The sequence below is a fragment of the Silvanigrella paludirubra genome (assembly GCF_009208775.1).
In the GTDB taxonomy this organism is placed as follows: Bacteria; Bdellovibrionota_B; Oligoflexia; order Silvanigrellales; family Silvanigrellaceae; genus Silvanigrella; species Silvanigrella paludirubra.
In genome coordinates, this window is record NZ_WFLM01000003.1 from 206,227 (window position 1) to 227,247 (window position 21,021).

Annotated in this window: 19 protein-coding genes and 1 tRNA gene; 9 read left to right on the forward strand and 11 right to left on the reverse strand. The window is 31.8% G+C overall.

Annotated elements, in window-relative coordinates; translation table 11 throughout:
• Positions 1 to 22 precede the first annotated feature (22 nt).
• The 5 genes from gyrA to GCL60_RS08490 are packed head-to-tail and all read left to right on the forward strand — an operon-like array spanning position 23 to position 6,995.
• Positions 23 to 2,497, forward strand: a complete 2,475-nt coding sequence (gyrA, locus tag GCL60_RS08470; protein ID WP_153420192.1) for a DNA gyrase subunit A — start codon at positions 23 to 25, stop codon at positions 2,495 to 2,497.
• A 5-nt stretch (positions 2,498 to 2,502) separates the two neighbouring features.
• Positions 2,503 to 4,365, forward strand: a complete 1,863-nt coding sequence (locus tag GCL60_RS08475; RefSeq protein WP_153420194.1) for a hypothetical protein — start codon at positions 2,503 to 2,505, stop codon at positions 4,363 to 4,365.
• A gap of 27 nt (positions 4,366 to 4,392) precedes the next feature.
• Complete coding sequence (gene fsa / locus GCL60_RS08480) at positions 4,393 to 5,052, forward strand: fructose-6-phosphate aldolase (protein ID WP_153420196.1); 660 nt, start codon at positions 4,393 to 4,395, stop codon at positions 5,050 to 5,052.
• Positions 5,053 to 5,066: 14 nt separating this feature from the next.
• Positions 5,067 to 5,936 carry a non-canonical purine NTP pyrophosphatase gene (locus tag GCL60_RS08485; protein WP_153420198.1) on the forward strand — a complete coding sequence of 290 codons (870 nt, stop codon included), beginning with the start codon at positions 5,067 to 5,069 and terminating at the stop codon, positions 5,934 to 5,936.
• A 24-nt stretch (positions 5,937 to 5,960) separates the two neighbouring features.
• On the forward strand, positions 5,961 to 6,995 hold the full coding sequence (locus GCL60_RS08490) for an NAD(P)H-dependent flavin oxidoreductase (protein WP_153420199.1): 1,035 nt from the start codon (positions 5,961 to 5,963) through the stop codon (positions 6,993 to 6,995).
• 13 nt (positions 6,996 to 7,008) lie between these two features.
• Here GCL60_RS08490 and GCL60_RS08495 read toward each other — a convergent pair whose 3' ends face one another.
• From GCL60_RS08495 to GCL60_RS08520, 6 genes are read right to left on the reverse strand one after another with little or no spacing between them, the layout of a single operon-like run.
• Positions 7,009 to 8,520, reverse strand: a complete 1,512-nt coding sequence (locus tag GCL60_RS08495) for a DPP IV N-terminal domain-containing protein (RefSeq protein ID WP_153420201.1) — start codon at positions 8,518 to 8,520, stop codon at positions 7,009 to 7,011.
• 12 nt (positions 8,521 to 8,532) lie between these two features.
• Complete coding sequence (locus GCL60_RS08500; protein WP_153420203.1) at positions 8,533 to 9,750, reverse strand: TonB C-terminal domain-containing protein; 1,218 nt, start codon at positions 9,748 to 9,750, stop codon at positions 8,533 to 8,535.
• A complete protein-coding gene (locus GCL60_RS08505) occupies positions 9,747 to 10,184 on the reverse strand; it encodes an ExbD/TolR family protein (RefSeq protein WP_153420205.1) in 438 nt (145 codons plus the stop codon). The genes GCL60_RS08500 and GCL60_RS08505 overlap by 4 nt, the downstream gene beginning before the upstream one ends.
• 14 nt (positions 10,185 to 10,198) lie before the next feature.
• Complete coding sequence (locus GCL60_RS08510; protein WP_153420207.1) at positions 10,199 to 10,912, reverse strand: MotA/TolQ/ExbB proton channel family protein; 714 nt, start codon at positions 10,910 to 10,912, stop codon at positions 10,199 to 10,201.
• A 23-nt stretch (positions 10,913 to 10,935) separates the two neighbouring features.
• Positions 10,936 to 11,658, reverse strand: a complete 723-nt coding sequence (gene cmk / locus GCL60_RS08515) for a (d)CMP kinase (protein WP_153420209.1) — start codon at positions 11,656 to 11,658, stop codon at positions 10,936 to 10,938.
• A gap of 8 nt (positions 11,659 to 11,666) precedes the next feature.
• Positions 11,667 to 12,737: an acetyl-CoA carboxylase carboxyltransferase subunit alpha gene (locus tag GCL60_RS08520; RefSeq protein WP_153420211.1), complete on the reverse strand. Its 1,071-nt coding sequence runs from the start codon at positions 12,735 to 12,737 to the stop codon at positions 11,667 to 11,669.
• A gap of 124 nt (positions 12,738 to 12,861) precedes the next feature.
• Here GCL60_RS08520 and GCL60_RS08525 point away from each other — a divergent pair, with 124 nt between their 5' ends.
• From GCL60_RS08525 to GCL60_RS08535, 3 genes are read left to right on the forward strand one after another with little or no spacing between them, the layout of a single operon-like run.
• The gene (locus GCL60_RS08525) at positions 12,862 to 14,025 is read left to right on the forward strand and encodes a citrate/2-methylcitrate synthase (RefSeq protein WP_153420213.1); all 1,164 of its coding nucleotides are present in this window, start codon (positions 12,862 to 12,864) and stop codon (positions 14,023 to 14,025) included.
• A 22-nt stretch (positions 14,026 to 14,047) separates the two neighbouring features.
• Complete coding sequence (locus GCL60_RS08530) at positions 14,048 to 15,553, forward strand: 3-deoxy-D-manno-octulosonic acid transferase (protein WP_153420215.1); 1,506 nt, start codon at positions 14,048 to 14,050, stop codon at positions 15,551 to 15,553.
• 54 nt (positions 15,554 to 15,607) lie between these two features.
• The gene (locus GCL60_RS08535; RefSeq protein WP_153420217.1) at positions 15,608 to 17,158 is read left to right on the forward strand and encodes an Rne/Rng family ribonuclease; all 1,551 of its coding nucleotides are present in this window, start codon (positions 15,608 to 15,610) and stop codon (positions 17,156 to 17,158) included.
• A gap of 22 nt (positions 17,159 to 17,180) precedes the next feature.
• On the opposite strand, the gene GCL60_RS08540 is transcribed toward GCL60_RS08535, so the two are convergent.
• The 5 genes from GCL60_RS08540 to GCL60_RS08560 all read right to left on the reverse strand — a co-directional run bounded on the left by GCL60_RS08540 (position 17,181) and on the right by GCL60_RS08560 (position 20,347).
• The gene (locus GCL60_RS08540; protein WP_153420219.1) at positions 17,181 to 17,492 is read right to left on the reverse strand and encodes a BolA family protein; all 312 of its coding nucleotides are present in this window, start codon (positions 17,490 to 17,492) and stop codon (positions 17,181 to 17,183) included.
• A gap of 30 nt (positions 17,493 to 17,522) precedes the next feature.
• Positions 17,523 to 17,606: transfer RNA gene (locus tag GCL60_RS08545), tRNA-Leu, on the reverse strand.
• 73 nt (positions 17,607 to 17,679) lie between these two features.
• Positions 17,680 to 18,654 (reverse strand): hypothetical protein, encoded by a 975-nt coding sequence (locus GCL60_RS08550; RefSeq protein WP_153420221.1) that lies wholly within the window; start codon positions 18,652 to 18,654, stop codon positions 17,680 to 17,682.
• A gap of 13 nt (positions 18,655 to 18,667) precedes the next feature.
• Complete coding sequence (locus GCL60_RS08555; RefSeq protein ID WP_153420222.1) at positions 18,668 to 19,120, reverse strand: hypothetical protein; 453 nt, start codon at positions 19,118 to 19,120, stop codon at positions 18,668 to 18,670.
• Positions 19,121 to 19,153: 33 nt separating this feature from the next.
• Entirely contained in the window at positions 19,154 to 20,347 is a 1,194-nt protein-coding gene (locus GCL60_RS08560) for a hypothetical protein (protein ID WP_153420224.1), read from the reverse strand.
• A gap of 89 nt (positions 20,348 to 20,436) precedes the next feature.
• Here GCL60_RS08560 and GCL60_RS08565 point away from each other — a divergent pair, with 89 nt between their 5' ends.
• Complete coding sequence (locus tag GCL60_RS08565; RefSeq protein WP_153420226.1) at positions 20,437 to 21,018, forward strand: lysozyme family protein; 582 nt, start codon at positions 20,437 to 20,439, stop codon at positions 21,016 to 21,018.
• The last annotated feature ends 3 nt before the right edge of the window (positions 21,019 to 21,021 follow it).

Sequence of the window (21,021 nt, forward strand, 5' to 3'; positions counted from 1 at the left end):
AAAAAAAGTTGGAAAAAAGATTATGTCACTAGAAAAAATGAGTGTTCTTTCAGCAAATATTAACGATGAAATGAAAAATGCTTATCTCGATTACGCCATGAGCGTAATCGTAAGTCGTGCTCTTCCCGATGTACGCGATGGTATGAAGCCAGTTCATAGACGAGTTTTATATGCTATGTATGAACAAAATAACGTTCATAATAAACCTTTTAAAAAATCGGCGCGTATTGTTGGTGATGTGTTAGGTAAATACCACCCTCATGGAGATAGTGCAGTTTATGGAGCTCTAGTTAGGTTAACTCAAGACTTTTCTATGCGTTATCCTTTAATAGATGGTCAAGGAAACTTCGGTTCGATTGACGGCGACTCTGCTGCGGCAATGCGTTATACGGAAATTCGTTTAGCAAAAATTTCCGAAGCACTTATGGCTGATATTGAAGAAGATACAGTCGACTTTGGTCCTAACTACGATAATAGTGAAACACAGCCTCTTGTTTTGCCAACTGTATTGCCTCAATTATTAATTAATGGACAAAGCGGTATTGCTGTTGGAATGGCAACAAATATACCTCCGCACAATTTAGGCGAAGTGATTGATGCTTTGTTGCATATGCTAGAAAAAGGGAAAACAACTGTTGATCAAATTATGCATTTTATCAAAGGCCCAGATTTTCCTACATATGGCATGATATGTGGTTTAAAAGGGATTCAAGATGCGTACCGTACAGGTAGAGGAAGTATTGTTGTTAGAGGTAGAGCTGCTGTTGAATCCACTAAAGGTGGAAGAGAGCAAATCATAGTAACAGAACTTCCTTATCAAGTGAATAAATTAACTTGGATCGAAAAAATTGCTGAACTAGTTAAAGACGAAGAAGTTCAGGGTATTTCTGATATTCGTGACGAAAGTAACAAAGAAGGTATTCGCGTTGTTATTGAAATTAAAAAAGGTGAAAATGCAGAAGTTATATTAAATCATCTTTATAAAAGAACACGTTTACAAGACTCCTTTGGCGTAAACATGGTTTGTATTGTTAGAGGCGTTCCTCGTTTACTTAATATTAAAGAAACATTGGAATATTTCTTAGAACATCGTCTAGAAGTGATTACGCGTCGAACTACATTCCGCTTACGCAAAGCAGAAGATCGTTTGCACATTTTAGAAGGCTTAAAAATAGCAGTCGATAATATAGATAAAGTTGTTGCTATTATACGTGGTGCAGATAGCCGTGATGACGCAAAAGAAAAACTAATTTCAGCCTATTCATTATCTGAAAAACAAGTTGGCGCTATTCTTGATATGCGTTTAGTTCAATTAACAGGCTTGGAAAGAGATAAAATAATTGCTGAGCATAAAGAAACATTAGCAATCATTGCAGACTTGCAAGATATATTAAATAAACCAGAAAGAGTTCGTGCAATTGTTAAAGAAGAGTTTATTAATTTAAAAAATTTACATAATGATAAAAGACGTACTGAAATTGTTGCAGATGCTGGAGATGTCGATATAGCAAGTTTAATTCCTCCTGCTGATGTTTTTGTAACTTTTTCAAGTTCTGGATATATTAAACGTGTAAATCAAGACGAATTTAGAACGCAAAATAGAGCTGGAAAAGGAAAAACAGGAGCAGCATTAAAAGAAAATGATGTTGTTAAGTTTACATTCCATGCGCATACTCATGATTATGTTCTTATGTTCTCAAATCTTGGAAAAGTTTATAGCTTTAAGGTTTATGAATTGCCAGAAGCATCCGCTACTGCAAGAGGTAAATCTATAAATCAAATTTTAACTATGTCTAGTAATGAACAAATTACGGCTATGTTACCCGTTAAAGAGTTTGTTGAAAATCAACATATTTTAATGGTAACTAAACAAGGAACAATTAAAAAGACAGAATTATCTTCGTTTTCAAATATTCGTGCTGGCGGGTTAAGAGCTGTTACTTTAGAAGATGGAGACACTTTAGTTTCTGTTAAAATCACATCTGGAAAAAATGAAATTATTATTGCTACAGCTAATGGCCAAGCAGTTCGTTTTGATGAAGATGATGTTCGCTCAATGGGAAGAACAGCTAAAGGCGTTAAAGGAATTACTATAGACGATGAAGAAAAAGACTATGTAGTTGCTGCAGAAGTTGTACACCCTGAAGAAAGTTTATTAGTTGTTACTGAAAACGGTTACGGCAAAAGAAGTAAATTAGAAGAATATAGAAAAACAAGTCGTGGTGCAAAAGGCGTAAAAACGATTAAAATAAGTGAACGTAACGGAAAAGTAATTACAATGATTTCCGTTTCTGAAGACTCCGATATTATGTTTACAACAAATACAGGTAGAGTCTTAAGAATTTCAGTTTCTTCATTAAGAGTTATGGGACGAGTTACTCAAGGTGTTTGTTTAATGAGAATTCTTGAAGATGAAAAAATTGTTTCAGTTTCCACTCCAAGTGAATTTGATGACACACCTGTTACTCAAATAGAATCTGTTGAAGAGGTTGAATAATTAATATGAAATTAAAATTAAACAAGAGTTTTATTTTTTCTTCTATAATTATTATGATTTCTTCTTTAGTATTTTCATGCGGTAAAAGATCTAAGGCTCCACCAATTGGCAATAATATGTCTTTTCCTGGTTCAATGATTGCCTTAGGAACAACAGATTTTTTATTATTAAACACGTCTGCAAATGGTGACTACTCAGATGGATCTATTCAAAGATATACAGTAGATTCATCAGGAAACCATACTTTTATTTCAGCTATGTCTGTCCCCGCTCATGGAACAGAAATAGCTGTGAGCTCTGATAGTAAATTAGTTGCATTATCTTTTGATGGAAGTTATTCAAACACTCAAGTTCAATTTTATAATTATTCAAATAAAAATAGTCCTTCTTTACTCCCAATAAATCTTTCTTTGCCTTCTTCTGGGGGCAAGCAGGCAGTAAAAAGAACTGGTTTTTTTAAAAGGACTGCCGATAATAGTTACTACTTTTATGGTTCAATTTTAACATTTCCAAATGACGATGGTTCTAATGGAAATATTCCATCAAGAGTTTTTGTTGCAAAAATTGATAGTAGTTTTTCTTCTGTTCAATTATTATTTATTCTTTCTTACGGATTGAACGATACAAATTCTTTGTCACCAAATTCAACTTCTATAAATTCCGCCGTGACTTCAAATAATGCTCAATATACTTTTGGATATGGTGCACCAACTTATGTTGGTGGAGGAAATGATTTATTTATAGCATTTCCTACTGGGTCAATTGGTGGATTTAATAATGGAGTGAACTCATATCCTGTTTTACCTGATGCTTTGACGTATTTATCGGGTACTTCAAATAGCACGACATGTAATGGAGTTGCTTGTAAAATTTTACCTGATTTTAGAACAATTTCTTTAGCTGCAGTGGATATGGCAGATATTGTGGCCGGAAAATCTGTTAATAATTCAACCTATTTTGTTCCTTTATTATGGAATCAAAATGGTATGGGATATCGTTCTACAACAAATGGAACTCTAATTACATATCCAAATAATACTAATAATTCTGATCTTAATTCCTTTTCTTATCAATATGGCTTTTGGTCTTCGTATTGGGCAAATACTTCAAATGTAGGTTCTGGTGCTACTTCTTGTTATGCAACAACAGGAACAACAAGTGCAAATCAATATCAAGTTTTAGGCGATAATTCGGTTTTTGTTGCTAAAAGTGGATTAAATGGAAACAATGATAATTCAAATGGTGGTAAAACGGGAAATGGAACAGAAGTTCTTGCTTTAACTGGTTTTGATAATTTAAGATCAAATATTAATGTGATTAAAGGATTAAGAACTGCTTCTGGTGATTCAGATTTTAATAAAATTTCTGCTTATCAAATAATAGATTTTTATAATGCGGCAAAGACTTCATTAAATACAAGTACAACGTGGACTTCAACTGTGGGCCCTTTAACTCCATTTATGTTTTCTAGAACTTCTAATGTAAGTAATTTTGATAATACAGGCGCAGGAATAGCTAACATAAGTGTTGTAAAATTTGCATCATCAAATACATGTAGACCGTATTGGGCTCGAAATACAGTAACATCCGGTTCATTAGGAAGAGATACTGCTTGGCTTATATCTAGTCCTGTAACTATGACATCATCTTCTGGTGGCTATGCGACCTATCAAAATTTAACAATAGATCCAACACAACCATCTGTGTTTAATTTTAGCGCAGGTTCAGGTGCTCAATCTTGTACCGATGTTTTACCAATAGCGGATAATCCGAAAGTTTTTTGTGTAAATTATTTGTATTCAACCATCTCAAGATATAAAGTTTCATCATCTGCTAATAGTGATCCTGTTATTTTTACTGAATATTAAAAATTTGGGAAGAATTGGAAGAAGATTATGAAAATATTTATTGACTCTGCTGATATTAATGAAATTAAATCGGTTGCTGAACTCGGTGTGTGTGATGGTGTAACTACAAATCCAACATTAATTGCGAAATCCGGACAAGATTTTAAAACTGTTTTACTTGAGATTATAAATATTATACCGGGCCCTATTTCTGCAGAAGTGATTTCAAGCGACTCAAAAGGAATGCTTAGAGAAGCAGAAGAACTAGCAAAAATAGCCAATAGCATAGTTATTAAACTTCCGCTTACTCAAGAAGGTTTAAAAGCCTGTAAAGTTTTAACGGGTAAGGGAATTAAAACAAATGTTACCTTATGCTTTAGTGTAGGACAAGCATTGCTTGCCGCTAAAGCTGGTGCAACATATGTATCGCCATTTATTGGAAGATTAGATGATATAGGTGAAGAAGGAATACGCCTTATTTCAGAAATTAAGGAATTATATTCTGCCCATAAAGTTGAAACAAAAATACTTGCAGCAAGTATTCGTAATCCTCGACATGTAACAGATGCCATTATTGCAGGTGCCGATATTGCAACCATTCCTTATAAAGTATTATTACAGCTTTATAATCATCCCTTAACAGATAAAGGTCTTGCTCAATTTATTGAAGATTGGGAAAAATCGGGCCAAAAAAATATTATCTCTTAAAATAAAAGATATTTATGACAATTTTAATATTTACAAGTAATAGTGGAAAATTAGTTGAATTTCAAAAAATGTTAAAGAATGAAATTAATCTAGTTGGTCTTAAAGAATTAAATGAATTATCTAGTAACCATAATGTTGAGCCCATAGAAAATTCAGACTATTTTTTAACAAATGCTTTTATCAAAGTATTTGTTGCGTTAAAATACATTTATAATAATAAAAATATTCAAAAATTTAATGAAATAAAAAAAATTATTATAGATGATTCTGGTTTGTGTGTACCTGGTTTAAATTATTTGCCAGGTGTTCATTCTGCAAATTATGCTGGTTATCCCAAAGATGATAAAAAAAATAAGTTAAAACTTGCCGATGAAATCTTAAAAAGTTCAAAATCTTTTGATTATGCAAATGAAAAAAGATTATCCGCATTTTTTGTTTGTTTTTTATTTGAAATAAATTTTAACCAAATAAATGATTTTGAATTTATAAATAATTTTGATTTTACAGAGGCATCATCATTTGTAAACAAAAATTTAATAGAAAATGAAAATGAACTTTTGAAAAAAGTTGATCTTAAAAGGGTAGGTGGTTTTCATTCAATTTCATTACCCTTTTCTATGTTTTACAAGGAATTTCCTTTAGATATTCATCTAAATATTCACTATGGATATTGTAATGGTGAAGTCTCTTCAAAAGAGCAAAATTTGATTTCTGGTGCTGGTCACGGGTATGATTCACAATTTTTTTCTTTAGCAAATAAAGATCTTTCTTTTGCTAGTATTTCTATGGAAGAAAAAAATCGTTTAAGTCATAGAGCGTTTGCAATGGAGGCATTTAAGAAAAAAAATGATTTCAATAAATCTTCCAAAAATATTCAGCAATGATTTTTATAAAATTTTTAATTTAAAATATCCTATCATCCAGGCTCCTATGGGGCTGGAGGAGCATCTTCCCCAAATCTTGTTGCTGCAGTTGCTAATGAGGGTGTTTTAGGCTTTTTAGCAGCAGGTTATTTATCTACAGAAATACTTGAAAAACAAATAATAGAGACTAAATCAAAAACCAATAAAATTTTTGGTGTAAATCTCTTTATTATAGATCCATTAATTCAGAATAATTTTATAAAACCTGAAAATATTTGTGCAATAGAAAAAGAATTAGGAATTTTTAAAACTAAAAAAATAAAAATTCATATTGATGAAGAAATAGAGAATAAAATTGATATTATTATTAAACATAATGTCAAAATTGTTAGTTTTACCTTTGGATTACCAAATAAAAAAATAATTGAAAAATTAAAGAAACATAATATTTATACCATTGGTAGTAGTACAAATATTATTGAAGCTAAAATAATAGAAGAGTTGGGATTAGATGCTGTTGTTGCGCAAGGAATTGAAGCTGGGGGACACAGAGCATCATTTTTAAATCATAATTTAAGAGATGAAATAGGCTTAATTTCATTATTACAAGAATTTCAAGGTTTAATTCAAATTCCCGTGATTGCTTCAGGAGGAATTATTACTGGAAAAAGTTTGTTAGCTGTTGAAACACTTGGTGCAACTTCTTCACAAATTGGAACAGGATTTTTATTAACGGAAGAAAGCGGTATTCCTAAATCTTACAAAGAATCTTTATTAAACTGTCATTCACATGAAACTATTTTAACAGAGTATGTTTCTGGTAAAAAGGCTAGAGGAAAATTTAATTTGTTAATAGAAAATCTACAATCTAAAAAAACAAAAAAAGCTGAATTCCCCATTCAAAATTCTATGACTAAAGATATTCGCGCTTTTGCAAGTAAAAATGAAAATCCAGATTTCATGTCACTTTGGTGCGGACAATCTGTTTGGAAAATTAAAAAAATTATTTCTGCAAAACAATTTATTTTTAATATTATGGCAGAGTATCAAGAAGAGATTAATAAAATAAAAAAATTATAAAATGATATGTTGCCTAATCATCTTCAAAGTCAGAAATTTGTGGGCCCCAAGTGGCTTGTTTAACTTCTGCTAGAGGTATATCGAGGGGTCTTTGATAGGAACCATCTTTTGTCATAACAAATAATCTTTTTGGCCCATTTCTAGTTCCTTTAGCAGTTCTATCGGATTGAAACAAAATAAATCTTCCATCTGAAGACCAAGTCGGTTTTTCGTTATCTCCTTGATTTAAAGTTAAACGTTCAATGTTGGAACCATCCGCATTTATTTTAAATAAGTCCCAGCGATCAATATCTCTATCGTAACTTGCAAAAGCAATAGTCTTGCTATCTGGAGTCCAATTTGCTGAAGCATTATACCATCCTGCGTATGTAATTCTTGTGCTGGCTTCTGTTGCTAAGTTTTTTATAAAAATCATTGGCTTACCAAATTTTGTACTTGTATAGGCAAGTAGTTTTCCATTTGGTGAGTAAGCAGGTTCAACCTCTATTGCGCTTGTATCAACTAAGGTTTTTTTATTGCCACCAAATTTATTCATAGAAAATATATGAGTGGAACCTTCTTTAGTACTTGAAGAAAAAGCTATGGTATTTCCATCTGGAGACCAAGAGGCACCAGAGCTGTTTGGCATATTATTTACAATTTTTGTCTCTTGTTTTGTGATTAAGTCGTAATTATAAATTTCTGGTCTACCCGATTTAAAAGAAGTGTAAGATATTTTATTTCCGTCTTTTGTCCAAGTGGGGCTTAAATTAACTGCATTATTATTAGTTATTTGTTTAATATTACCACCATCGAAGTCTGCAATATATATTTGACCATTGCCATTCAGTTGTTTTTTACCAACAAAGACAATTTGAGACATAAATGGTCCTGTTGTACCTGTTAATGCTCCAACAGTTACATCTCCAAATCTTCTTAATGCGATATCAGCTGTTTTTAAACTTAAATTAGTATATAATTTTCCAACAATTTGATTTTGTGATTTAACATCAAACAATCTTACTTCAAAATTAAACTTATTAGATATACTTCCCGAAGTAAATTTTCCGAGAATAACATATTCCGCTTTTAAAGGTTTCCATTGATTAGCTTGAAACGGTTGAAGTGCAATATTTGCCACTTTAGGAAAAGAATCTTGAGGAATAAACTCAAACCAATTTGTAAAACCTAAGATTGAGCTCATTCTTTTTGTTAATAAATTTAAATCTTGATTACTTAAAGTAACACTTTTGTCATTAATGACAAAACTTGGAATGGCCATCCTGATTTTTTTTACGCCTGGGGCTCCCACATCTATTGTGTTATCTAGCTTTCCTTCTGGAATTAAATCTTCAGGAACTGAGGATGGTTTTTTTTCAATTGATTTAGGTTTAATATTTGTTTTTGCATTTGAATCAAAAGAACTAGATGCACCACTAGAAGAAGAAAATGAGGAATTACTTTGTGCATAACTAAAAAAAGAAAAATTTGTTGAACTTAGTATTGCTAGTAAAAAGTATTTTTTAAATTTATTCGGAAATATCATAAAAATTCCTTATTATTGTACATTTTTAGCTGAATATGATGCTTCAAATCTTTTTGGAGGATTGATATCTTTTGGTGGTGGTTCAGAAACGGGAAAAGTACTTTCAAGAGAATTGATAACAAGTGAATCAAACTCACTATTACCACTTGATTTAATTATTTTCGGTTTACCAATTAAATGGCCAAATGGATTAACTATAAATTCAACTTTTGCTTTTAAATTTGAAGGAAAATTATTTCCTTCCGATGTCCCCCAATTTAACTTTAATTGTCTACCAATGTAAGCCTTATAGCTATTATAACTTTTGCTACTTATTTTTCCTTCTAAGACACCAGAAGGAGCTTCTGCAAAAGGGCTATCAGGAAGATCACTAGGAGATGCAAAAGGTGAAGTAGGAATTTTATTTGGATTTACTTTGTTACCTTCTGGTTTAGCAAGATTTTTTTCACGTATACCATCTGTTTTTTTTGAGGCTTCTTTTCTTGTATCAAGCTCTTTACGTTTTAAAAAATCATCTACTTTAATTTTTTGTTTATCTTTATCTGGTGTTGGCCCAATTGGCTTATTTTCAACTTTCTCTTTGTTTTCTTTTTTCTCAATCGGTGGTGGTTTTACTTTTGTTTCTTGCTCTTTATAAGTAAGAGTACTGTTTGGATTATCAATTAAGGGAGTTTTTTCTTGAACTTTTTGAGCTGTATCAGGAGTAACATTTTTTGTTAATTGAGGTAATTCACGTATAGTTTTTGTCGCTTCGCTTTCCCCAATTTCTTCTGTAGTTGTCTTCTGTATTGTTTGAGCAGCTGTGTCATTTAATCCAAATGTTACTTCAACAATTTCTGCTTTATCTTGATTAATGGATGAAATATAAGAAGTAACAACAAAAAATGAAGCTATGCTTAAATGAACAATTAAAGCTACTAAAAAATGAAATGGCTTTGTATTATAATATTCACTAACTTCTGCTGGTGATAAAAAAGGAATTTTAAAACTATTGGGCTTTATATCTATTATAGGTTGTTTTACTTTTTTATTTAATGGTAATTCGGAAATTTTTAAATATCTTGGACCAGTTAGAACTTTATCATCATGAATAGAGTTTTCAAATGAACTTGAAAAATAAATATTATTCTTTGCTGTATAAGTCGGCTTGTTAAATTTTAACATGTTTTTTTCGTCGACTTCAGGATATCTATAAGATTTTATTTCAATCGGTATTTCGTATTTATTCATTTCTTGTCACGTTTATTTTCGCCAACCATGCCGATTCTTTCGATACCAGCTTTCTGAGCAGCTGTCATGGCGGCCATTACTTTACCATAGGGAACACCATCATCTGCTCTAATAAAAATAGATGGATGCTCTCGATCTTTAATTGAATTTTTAATTACAGTTACAAGACTAGTATCTTTTATAAATTCTTTTCCAATATAAAATTCGCCTTTTTTATTAATGGATAATATTAAAGACTCATTAGATAAAGAAAGAGATTTAGATTGAGATGTTTTTGGTAATTGAACATTTACCCCAGAAATTGCAAAAGGCGCTGTTACCATAAAAATGATTAAAAGCACAAGGCAAACATCAACAAATGGAGTCATGTTGATTTCTGCAATAAAATTTGCTTTGCGATTACTTTCATTTTCATTATCAATTTGAAAAGACATTTTAAGATATCCTTTTAATTACCTTCTTGATCTGGCTTAATTGTGTAATGACGTTCTAAAATATTAATGAAATCAGAAGAAAACCCGTCTAATAAAACGAGATGTTTTTTTATTCTGTTTATTAAAACATTATAAAAAATAACTGCAGGAATAGCTACAAATAAACCTAAAGCTGTTGCTATAAGTGCTTCAGAAATACCGGGAGCAACGGAAGCTAAGCTAGATGTACCACTTGAACCAATGTCATGAAAAGCGCGAATAATACCAACAACAGTTCCAAAAAGTCCGATAAATGGGCCAGCAGAAGAACAAACTGCAAGAATACTTAAATTGTTGCCTAAATTAGCTTCTTCAAGCATTTTTTGTCTAGATAATGTCCTTTTAACTGTATCAAATGGAATTGGACCAGATGCCCCTCTTTTTTCACGAGTTTGTAAAACTCGAATCATTTCATTGAATCCTGAGCGAAAGACTTCACGAGCTGGGCTATAATCCATGTCTTTAACTTTAAGATTTAATTCAGAAAGGCTTTTGGCTTCCCAAAAATTTGTGAGAAATTTTTCCGAGAGATTTTGCATCGTTTTTAGAGAGCGCATTTTGCCAACAATAACAACCCATGCCCAAATACTCATGAACCCTAATAATATCATGACTGCCATGCCAACAGGGCCGCCATTTAAAAGGATGGAAAACCAATCTATTTTTGTTGATTCTAATGCAGTATCCATTAAAAAAGCCTTCCAAAATTAAATTAAAATTCGCTTTGTGAAATAACTAAATCTTTTTGTACAGCAAATTGCAAGATTTTTTTTGCAATTTCTTCTTGAGATGATTTAGTAGAATCTAGTGAAATAGCATCAAGAGCTGGTTTTAATGGAGAAAAAGTTCGATTTAAATCTCTTTCGTCTCTCTCATGAATTTCACGAAGTATTTCCTTTATATCTGTTTTTTGACCACTTTGATTTAATTCTTTTAGCCTTCTTTCAGCTCTTTCTTTGACTGAGGCTGTTAAGAATATTTTAAGTGGGGCGTCAGGAAATACAACCGTCCCCATATCTCTGCCGTCAACAACAGCACCATTGTTATTTAAAACAACTTTTCTTTGAATAGGCAGCAGCCTTTTTCTAACAAAATCTTCTTGTGCAAGAATGCTAGCTAATTCCGAAACAAATGGAGCTTTAATTTCATTTGTAATGTCGCGTTCGCCAATAAAAACTTGCCCCGAATTAGATTCTTGTCTATATCTTTCTGTTATAAAAGAAATAAATCTTTCTGTATTTTCAAGATCTGTAACTTTAATATTAGATTCATGAAATAAAAGAGCTAGGGTTCTATAAATGGCACCTGTAGTTACGTAAATCCAACCCAGATTTTGGGCAACAATTTTTGCAACTGTGCTTTTTCCAGAGCCCGCAGGCCCATCTATGGTTATTACCTTTAATTTTTCTTGCAAATTGAAATCGGGGTTAATCATAAATTCCTCTATTGCAGACCCAAAAAGGATTCAACATCTTCCCAAGCTTCATTCCAATCAGGAATGTGGGATTTTTCTGAATGCATTGGTGAAATTGCAGGCATATTTTCAAATGAACCAATTTTAAAATATTTTTTTATTCTATCTAGTTTAAGTTCATCTTTACTTAATTTTGACAATTGATTTACATTTTTCTCAATAATATCACCTATAGATTCAATTGCTTCTTTGCTTTTCCAATGAGCTCCACCAAGAGGTTCTTTGATAATTCCATCAATGATTTTATTTTTCAAAGCAATATCAGCAGTTAATCCAAGAATATTAGCAGCTTTATCGGCTTGTGAGCCATCTTTCCATAAAATAGAAGCACAGCCTTCAGGTGATATTACACTATATGTCGAGTATTCCATCATAAAAGTTTTGTTAGCAACTCCAATCGCAAGTGCGCCACCGCTTCCCCCTTCTCCGACAACAATGGAGATAATAGGTACAGATAGTCGACTCATGACCATAATATTTTTTGCAATCGCTTCGCTTTGGCCACGCTCTTCAGCATCCATTCCGGGGTAAGCACCAGGAGTATCAATAAAAGTAATTATTGGTAAATTGAAGCGTTCCGCTAAATTCATTATTCTTAGAGCTTTTCTGTAACCTTCGGGTCTTGGCATTCCAAAATTTCTTTTCATATTTTCTTTGGTGCCGCGGCCTTTTTGATGTCCTATAATGACAACTCTTTTTTTACGAATTATTCCAATTCCTGTTACAATTGCTTGATCGTCAGCAAAATTTCGATCTCCATGCAATTCGATAAAATCTGAGCACAACTGATTAATAATATCTAAAGTGTAGGGTCTGTTTGGATGGCGAGAAAGCTGTGTAATTTGATAAGGTGTTAAGTTAGAAAAAATTTCTTTTGCTAAAAGTTCAAATTTATTTTCTAGTATAGAAATTTCTTCATTAAGACCTTTAGTATCTTCAGTTTTTGATAGTGAAATAGAGGATTGTTGAGCAGCAATTCGAAGTTCTGAAATTCTATTATAAAGTTCAAGAAGGGGTTTTTCAAGCTGTAGAATGTCCATATTGTTTTAATCCTCTTAAAGTGCTGGTATGTCACAATGAGTACAGCTCAAAACTAACTTCGAGCATTGTTAAAGTTGGTAGCAAAATTGAGCGTAATGGTCAAAAAAACCGAGGAAGTTTGAAATGAGTCAACAAGACCCATCGAAGCAAAATGATGAATTAAAATATAATATGCAAGACATGATTGTAGATACGACTGGAATAAGTTGGGTAGATGGGGTAAATGGACGCTTATTTTATAGAGGAATTAATATTGCGGAACTCGCTGCTCATGCGACATTTGAGGAAACTGCGTGGTTACTTTTAACTGGAAAATTACCTACTAAAAGTAGACTCGAAGGATTTCAATGGGGATTAAGTAATATGTCCCATTCACAAGAAAAAGTAATACGAATTATTGAAGAGTTTCCTCAGCATTCTAATCCATTACTTGTCTTGCAAACTGGATTATCATCTTTGGCGTGTATTGACAGAGAAGATGAATATTTAGAAGAAGAAAATCATATTGAAAAAGTTATGCGTGTTATTGCACAAACTCCTGTAATATTATCTGCTGCCTATCGTCATTATTTAGGTGTTCCATTATTAGAGCCAAGATCGGATTTAACTTTTGTTGAAAACTTTATTTACATGCTTTTTGGAAATATTCCATCAAAAAATCAAAGTAGATGTATGGAAATTGCATTAATAATTCAAATGGATCATGGTTTTACACCGTCTACATTTACCGCAAGAGCTGTTGCGTCAACTTTCTCAAATTTTTATTCTGCGACAAGTGCTGCTGTGGGAGCATTAAGTGGTGCTTTACACGGTGGTGCAAGTGAATTAACTATTGATATGTTAAAAAAAGCAAAATTAAGTGGAAATCCTGTAAAGTATACAAGAGAATTATTAAATTCTGGCGGAAAAATTATGGGAATGGGGCATCGAGTTTATAAGACATTAGATCCCAGGGCGGTTATTTTTAAAGACTTATTAACTCAATTAACCCAAAAAGATGAGAAAGATAGTGATTTAAAAATTTTATCTGAAATAGAAGAAGAAGCTAGAAAATATTTTAAAGAAAAAATGTTGCCAGTTCATGTAAACGTAGATTTTTGGAGTGGTGCTGTTTACAAAAAATTAGGTATTCACCCTGTACTTTATTCAGCAATTTTTGCTGCAGCAAGAATGGTTGGTTGGTGCGCCCATATTTTAGAACTCAGACAAAATAATAAAGTGTATAGTCCTAATTCAAAATATATTGGTGATATAAATGTTCCTTATATTCCCATTGAACAAAGATAAAATATAGACAGGAGTTTTTTTAGTGTTTTTTATATATGAAATTTTTCAAAAAATTGTTTATTTTTTATTGATAATATTATCTAAAATTATTGTAAATAAAAAATTTATACGATTTTGTGAATTAAGAAATTCATCGTTTTTTTTGAGTGAAATAAAAAACACAAAAGAAAAAATTAATAATTTAACTAAAAATAATATTGATTATCCTATAATTTATTGGTTTCATGTTGCTAGTGCCGGTGAAATGGAACAAGCTATCCCTGTTGCAAGAAAATTAAATGAAAAATTAGGAGCTCATTTTTTTGTTACTTATTATTCACCTAGTGCAGAGCCATTTTTAAAAAATTTTCCTGCAAAAATAGGTTGTGTTGGTTTACCTATTGATTTAAGAAAATTATATAATATTCTTTTTGATGAAGTAAAAATAGATAAAATGTTCTTTGTTAGATACGATATTTGGCCAGGATTATTTGAAACATGTTTACAAAGAAAAATTGAACTAAACTTAATATCTGCTTCGTCTGAGAAAACAAAAAGCGGATTATTAGGATTTTTAAGTAAAATTTGGAATAAAAAATATTATATAAATTTTAAAAATATTTTTGCAGTTTCAAATGAAGATGTTACTTATTTTTCTCAATTTATGAATGGTTCAAAGATATATTTATCTGGTGATGCAAAATGGGCTAGGGCAAATGAAAGAGCTCAAAACGGATCAGGAAAAAAAGTAGAAAATGATTTTTCTCTATTTTATTCATACTGTATTGCTCAAAAAAAATCATTATATAAAAAATGTATTGTATTTGGTTCGCCTCATAGTGATGAGCATAAAATAGCAATTCAGTGTGCATCTTTAAAAGAAAAAATATTAATTATATATGTTCCCCATGATGTTAATTCAAAAATTTGTCAAAATATTTTAGAAGACTTTTATAAATTAGGAACAAAAGCGGTTTTATTTTCAGATCTTATAAATAGTATTAAAAATGAATTTACTGAAAATAAAAACGATAATTTAGAAAAAATATTGTATCAAAAAAACAATGATCATCATAATGAATTAAGGTTGCCAAATAATATTTATAATTATAAAAATGAAATAAAATTTTCGCCAAATTTAATGTCTTTAAGTGAAATAATTATAGTAGATAAAATTGGATATTTAGCAGAAATATATGAGCTAGCAGATGCTGCCATTATTGGTGGTGGATTTGATGGCCAAATTCATAACGTTTTAGAGCCCGCAGCTCATGGGGTTCCTGTTTTAATCGGTAATATGTTTTTGCGAGCTAGAGAGGCAGCTCAGTTGATAAATTCGGGAGGAGCAATTTCTTTTCAAAATTCAAATGAGTTGTTCCAATTTCTTGCCCAGTGGGTTAGTTTGGTAGAGAAGGGGGCTGACTCAACCCATCCAGCGATTCAATTAGGCCAAGCAAGGTCAAAAGCGATAGAGCTGTTTAAAAGTATTCCTGATACAAGTGAAATTATCTTGCAAGCCTTTTTAGAAGGTAAAAATAGTAAAGACTAGGTAACTCCATTTGTGTTTGGATTTTTGAACCTTTTTAAAAAAAGAATATGAGTCATGGTCGCTAAGCAATTAGTTATAAACAGCACTTCTTATGAGACGCGTGTTGCTCTTATAGAAGGTGGTCAGGTTTCAGAGTATTACATTGAAAGAAGTCGAGATAGAGGAATCGTTGGAGGTATTTATAAAGGCAAAGTAATTCGTGTTCTTCCTGGAATGCAAAGTTGTTTTGTTGATATAGGTCTGGAACGAGCTGCCTTTCTATATGGGGGAGATATAAAACCAGAGGGTTCTTATGAATTACCTGAAGGTTTTGATGAAGAGGGTAAGCCTATTCATCATCATGTAGATGATGATGAAAATAATGAAGGAAACCCGAATAAAAATTTTCAAAAAAATTATAAAATATCTGACCTCGTAAAAGAAGGTCAAGAAGTCCTTGTGCAAGTTGCTAAAGACGCAATTAGTACAAAAGGAGCTCGGGTTACAACTTACTTAAGTTTACCTGGAAGATATGTTGTATTAATGCCAAGTATTAACCATATTGGTGTCAGTAGAAGAATTCAAAGTGAAGACGAAAGAACAAGATTACGCACTATTGTTCAAAAAATAAAGCCAGATGGTGCTGGTATTATCGTAAGAACTGCAAGTGAAAATGTCCCAGATGAAAAAATAATTGCCGATATCGATTTTTTAGTTAAACTTTGGGAATCTTTAAGAACAAAAAGTTTAAAATCGAAATCACCTTGTTTAGTTCATGAAGATTTAGATCTTGTTTTCCGTGCTACCAGAGATCTTATTTCACGAGATTTAGATCGAATTGTGATTGACGACAAAAAACGTTACGAAGATCTTGTACGTTTTTTAAATCGTTTTAGTGTTAAGTTAGGTGCTCAAGTTCAACTTTATCAAGGCGACACTCAAATATTTGATGCTTTTGGAATTGAGCAAGAGGTTTCTCGTGCTTTAGGTTCTAAAGTGTGGCTTAAATCGGGTGGTTATTTAATTATTGAACAAACAGAAGCCTTAACTGCAATTGATGTTAACACAGGAAGGTTTGTTGGTAATAAATCTCTTGGAGACACTATTGTTAAAACGAATCTTGAAGCTGTAAAAGAAATTGTTCAACAGCTTCGTTTACGTAACATTGGTGGTATTATTATTCTCGATTTTATTGATATGGATCGAAATGATGATCGAGATAAAGTTTTTCAAGCTCTTGTTGAAGAACTTAAAAAAGATAAAGCTAAAACTACAGTATTAAGAATTTCAGAAATGGGTCTAGTCCAAATGACTAGAAAACGTACTGAAGAAAGTTTAATGCAAAAAATGACTGTAGATTGTCCTTACTGCGATGGAAATGGTCATGTAAAAAGTCCTTCTACAGTTTCTTATGAAGTAATTAGAGAGTTATTAAGAGAATTTTCTCGCTCAAATAATGAAGGATTTGTTGTTAAAGCTCATCCACATGTTGCAGACAGATTATTGGAAGAAGATAAAATTTTTATTGATGAACTTAAAGCTAGGCATGGTAAAAAGGTAGTCGTTAAATCTTTTGTAGATTATCATTTAGAGCACTTTGAAATTGCACCCATTCGATTTGAATAAATAAACAGAAAAAAATAAAATATTATTTTTTAGAACCACCTGCACACGTAGGTGAGTTTTCTGTTTTTCCATTCTTTTTTTCCCATTCATTTATGGTTAAAGTATGAAGGGAACAAGCACGAATTTTTGAAATTTCTTCGGAAAGCAATTCGTTAATAAAACGATGTCTCGTTAATAGATTTTTATTTTCAAAATAATTAGAAACAACTTCAATTCGAAAATGCGACTCGGATCCTTTTGGGACACTGTGCATATAACTTTCATTTTCGACTTTTAAAAAATGGGGATTTAATTTTTCTTTTAATTTTAATTCGATTGAAGACTGAATGCTCATAGGCACACCTAAGTTCTTTAGACTTTAAGATGGTGCGGACGGAGAGACTCGAACTCTCACACCAAAGGCACTGGCTTCTAAGACCAGCGTGTCTACCAATTTCACCACATCCGCTCGATGTCCTTCTGTATATGAGATTTTTAGATAGTTCAACCCTAATCGGTAATTAAATTAAAAAAAAATGACTTTATATGCTAAAGAACTGAAATGAGCGCTGTTTTCTAGTAAAAGCTTTTGGGCTGGTGGTTAAGTTTAAAATTGCTATAACTTCTGTCGTTTTATTTGGAGAAACAGTAATAATTAGTGAACTTAGTCTTTCAAGCACCATAAAAAGCCCTAAACCCGCTCCCGCTGCTTCTTGTTGAAGACGGATCATCGCTTTTCTATCGCTGGCAAATAAAAACTTTAAGTACTTATAAACAGTGTGTTTGCTAAAGGATCCAAAAGAGTCTCTTACGCCAACAGCTAAATAAGTTCCATCAAAACTCCATTCAATTTGGACACTTTCTTGTGGTAATAAGGCAATTGGAACTCTTCTATCGACATCTTGCAGTTTTGGATTAGCATCCCATATAGCGTTCATAAGGAGCTCTTCTTGGACTTCTACACCAAATTGAGCATAGGCATCCGTTGGTCTACCTAAAACTTGAGATAGACCTTTAATAAATTCAAATAAAGCATCTCTAAACCATTGTCTTTGATCGGAATGAGATAAGACATATCTATGAACATAGGCACCATAAGAAACACACTTATCAACACCAAAGTATTTTTTTTCACGTATTTTTCTTATTGTGCTCATTAATTGTAAATGTGGTACATGCTCTTGATTACATGATAATACATGGCCAAAAAGCATTAAGCCTTCGCTATCTACTATTTTATCTTTCGTTTCTTCATCTACTAAAAGCAAATTTTCAATTCGAATAGAAGGAATAAGTTCATGTTCTTTTAATTTTTTTTCATCTACTTTATCAGTGATATACATGGTTTGTTTACAACCACTTTGTGCCAGTTTTTTTATTTCTATAATAGTTTTATCCATAGATGCTATAATAGTAGATATAGCGCAACTTTTAAATAAAGCGACCAATTCATTTCTATAATGTTCGCTCTGCACATCAATAATTGCATCTAAATTTATGTTGTCACTATCTATCATAGAAATCCTTAATTTATTTTAAATTTTCAATAAAATAAAAATATGATTCAAAATCGACATCGGATTCAATACTACAACCTTCTTTATCACATTTAGGAAGCTCATATTCTAATTTTTTACCCAATGTGAATTCTTTTCCAGAATTCATTAAAAATACTTTTTGTTCACCGCAATTTTCACAATATGCCGGTATTTGAAAGCTTTCTACTTTGGCATTATTAGATAAAAATTCTTTAACCATATTAAATTGCATAACGACGGATTGAGGGCAATTATAATAAACAGGAGTTATTTTTAGTTTTGTAATCCATAATATCCATTCACGAACGCCGCAGCTATTGATTGTTCTTATGCTACCTAAATCAAACTTTACAACTCCCGAAGGAAGACCAAAGTCTCCTAAATTACAAGTTTCGGTGATGTCTCCAGAGACAAGGTATATGCCATCCTTTAACTGAACATCCACGTAAACCTCCCGAAACTAAATGCATTAAAATCTTTAATTCAATATATCGACAGTGAGTTTCGTAATATATCGTCTGTCGATGACATAACCATTGTTAATTGGAACACTTTCGCCATATGTTGCGAATTCTAGATTAGCAAAAAGAATGTATATTGACATTCCTGCACTAAAAGTCTGCATTCCATAACCAAGTCTTGCAGAGAATGGTGCGTTAGCTCCGGTTTTTTCACCAAAACTAAATTCACATCCTGCACGTAGCTTATTTCGGTCATCCACTCTTGGATCATTAATTCTTTCTTCTTCAATTGAGAGAATGGTGCCAACGTTTTTGCTAATATCTGGACTAATACTTAAGCCCCCTTTAATATTCATTTTTTCAACTTCGTTGCTGGATGATGAGCTAGCAGCTTTATATGTGGTATCTCCAACATCTAGGAACGAAAAGGCTATTTTGGTGTTTATACTATCATAAAGGGGTAAAATAATTCCTGTATCAAAAGCAAAACCATAAGTATAATTCACATTTTTATCAGAAGCCTTATTAGAAGCGTCTATAGCACCATTTTGATTGGCTTCAATCGTATTCATTTTTGTTGCTCTTTGCATAAATCTTGAGCCTAGTCCTAATACAATATGCCTAGAAAAGGTATAACTAAATCCCATAACAGGCCCATATTGATCGCGACTAAATAGAGTAAAGGTTCTATCGTAAGTCAATGGACTTGCGCTAGTTGAATATGCACTAGTTTGGATTGAATTCGATTTTGTAGTATAACCATTAACGTAAGAATCAACTAAAATTCCTAATTGAAAACGCCCAATAACTACATTTGGAAATAAACTTAATCTTGTAAATACAATATTATTAGTATCAGAGTTTGTAACAGCTTTATTAATTATACCAGAAGGATACTCAAAGGAATTAAAATAATTTCCTAATAAATCTGTTGTATATGCGTTGCTTGAAAATGAAATATTAGGGAAAGAAGCACTTTTTAAAATTGATTTAGATTTTAAATTATTTAAACCAATCCCTGCAGGATTTTGGAAGATAGTATTTTCATCGTCTGCAACGGCAACAAATGCGTCTCCCATACCTAGTGGTCTAGCACCTAAATACATTGGAGTAGGCGGAATTAAAATGGAGCTATCACTATAAACCCTATAATTAATTAATATTATTGATAAAATAACTATTAACTTAATTATTGATAAAAATTTTAGCAACTTTATCTCCACATTTATAAAATAATTTGTTATATGTACTCGGTGTTTTTTTCTATGTTTTTAGAGTACTTAGTAATACTGAGGGGTTTGTGGTTCCTAATATAGATTTTTTGGCTTCTATTCCTGAGGGCCAAGCTATCCAGTACGTTTCAAAAAAGAGAGATATACCTTGTCACGTGCTATTTTTAGCTGCAGCAGGTAAGGCATCTTCGAATAAACTTCCTGCAGACGAGCGTTTGCTTATGATGAATTTTGCAAAAGCAGCTTGTGACACTCAAAATCCCGATATTTTATGGCAAATAGCTCATGTTGAATCTATGTTTAAAATAAGAATAGTAAATATAGAAGGAAAACAGGTTCTTACTGGTAATGATGCTAAAAAGTTTTTATTAAAAGGGTTACCAAAAAATAAAAATGTTGATATTGGCCCCTTGCAAATTAATTGGAAAGCTAACGGATCAAAATGGGAATATGAGCCCATAAAATATTTAAACGGCGAATTTTCTGTTGATTTTTTATCCAATAAAATTTTAAAAACATATGTTAAAACTTGTGGTGATAAATGGATAAACTGTTACCATTCCTATAATAAAGATAGAGGTTTGGGATACAGAAATAAAATAGAATTATCAGGAAGAAAATTAAGAAACATCCTTGTTACTTATTTATAATCA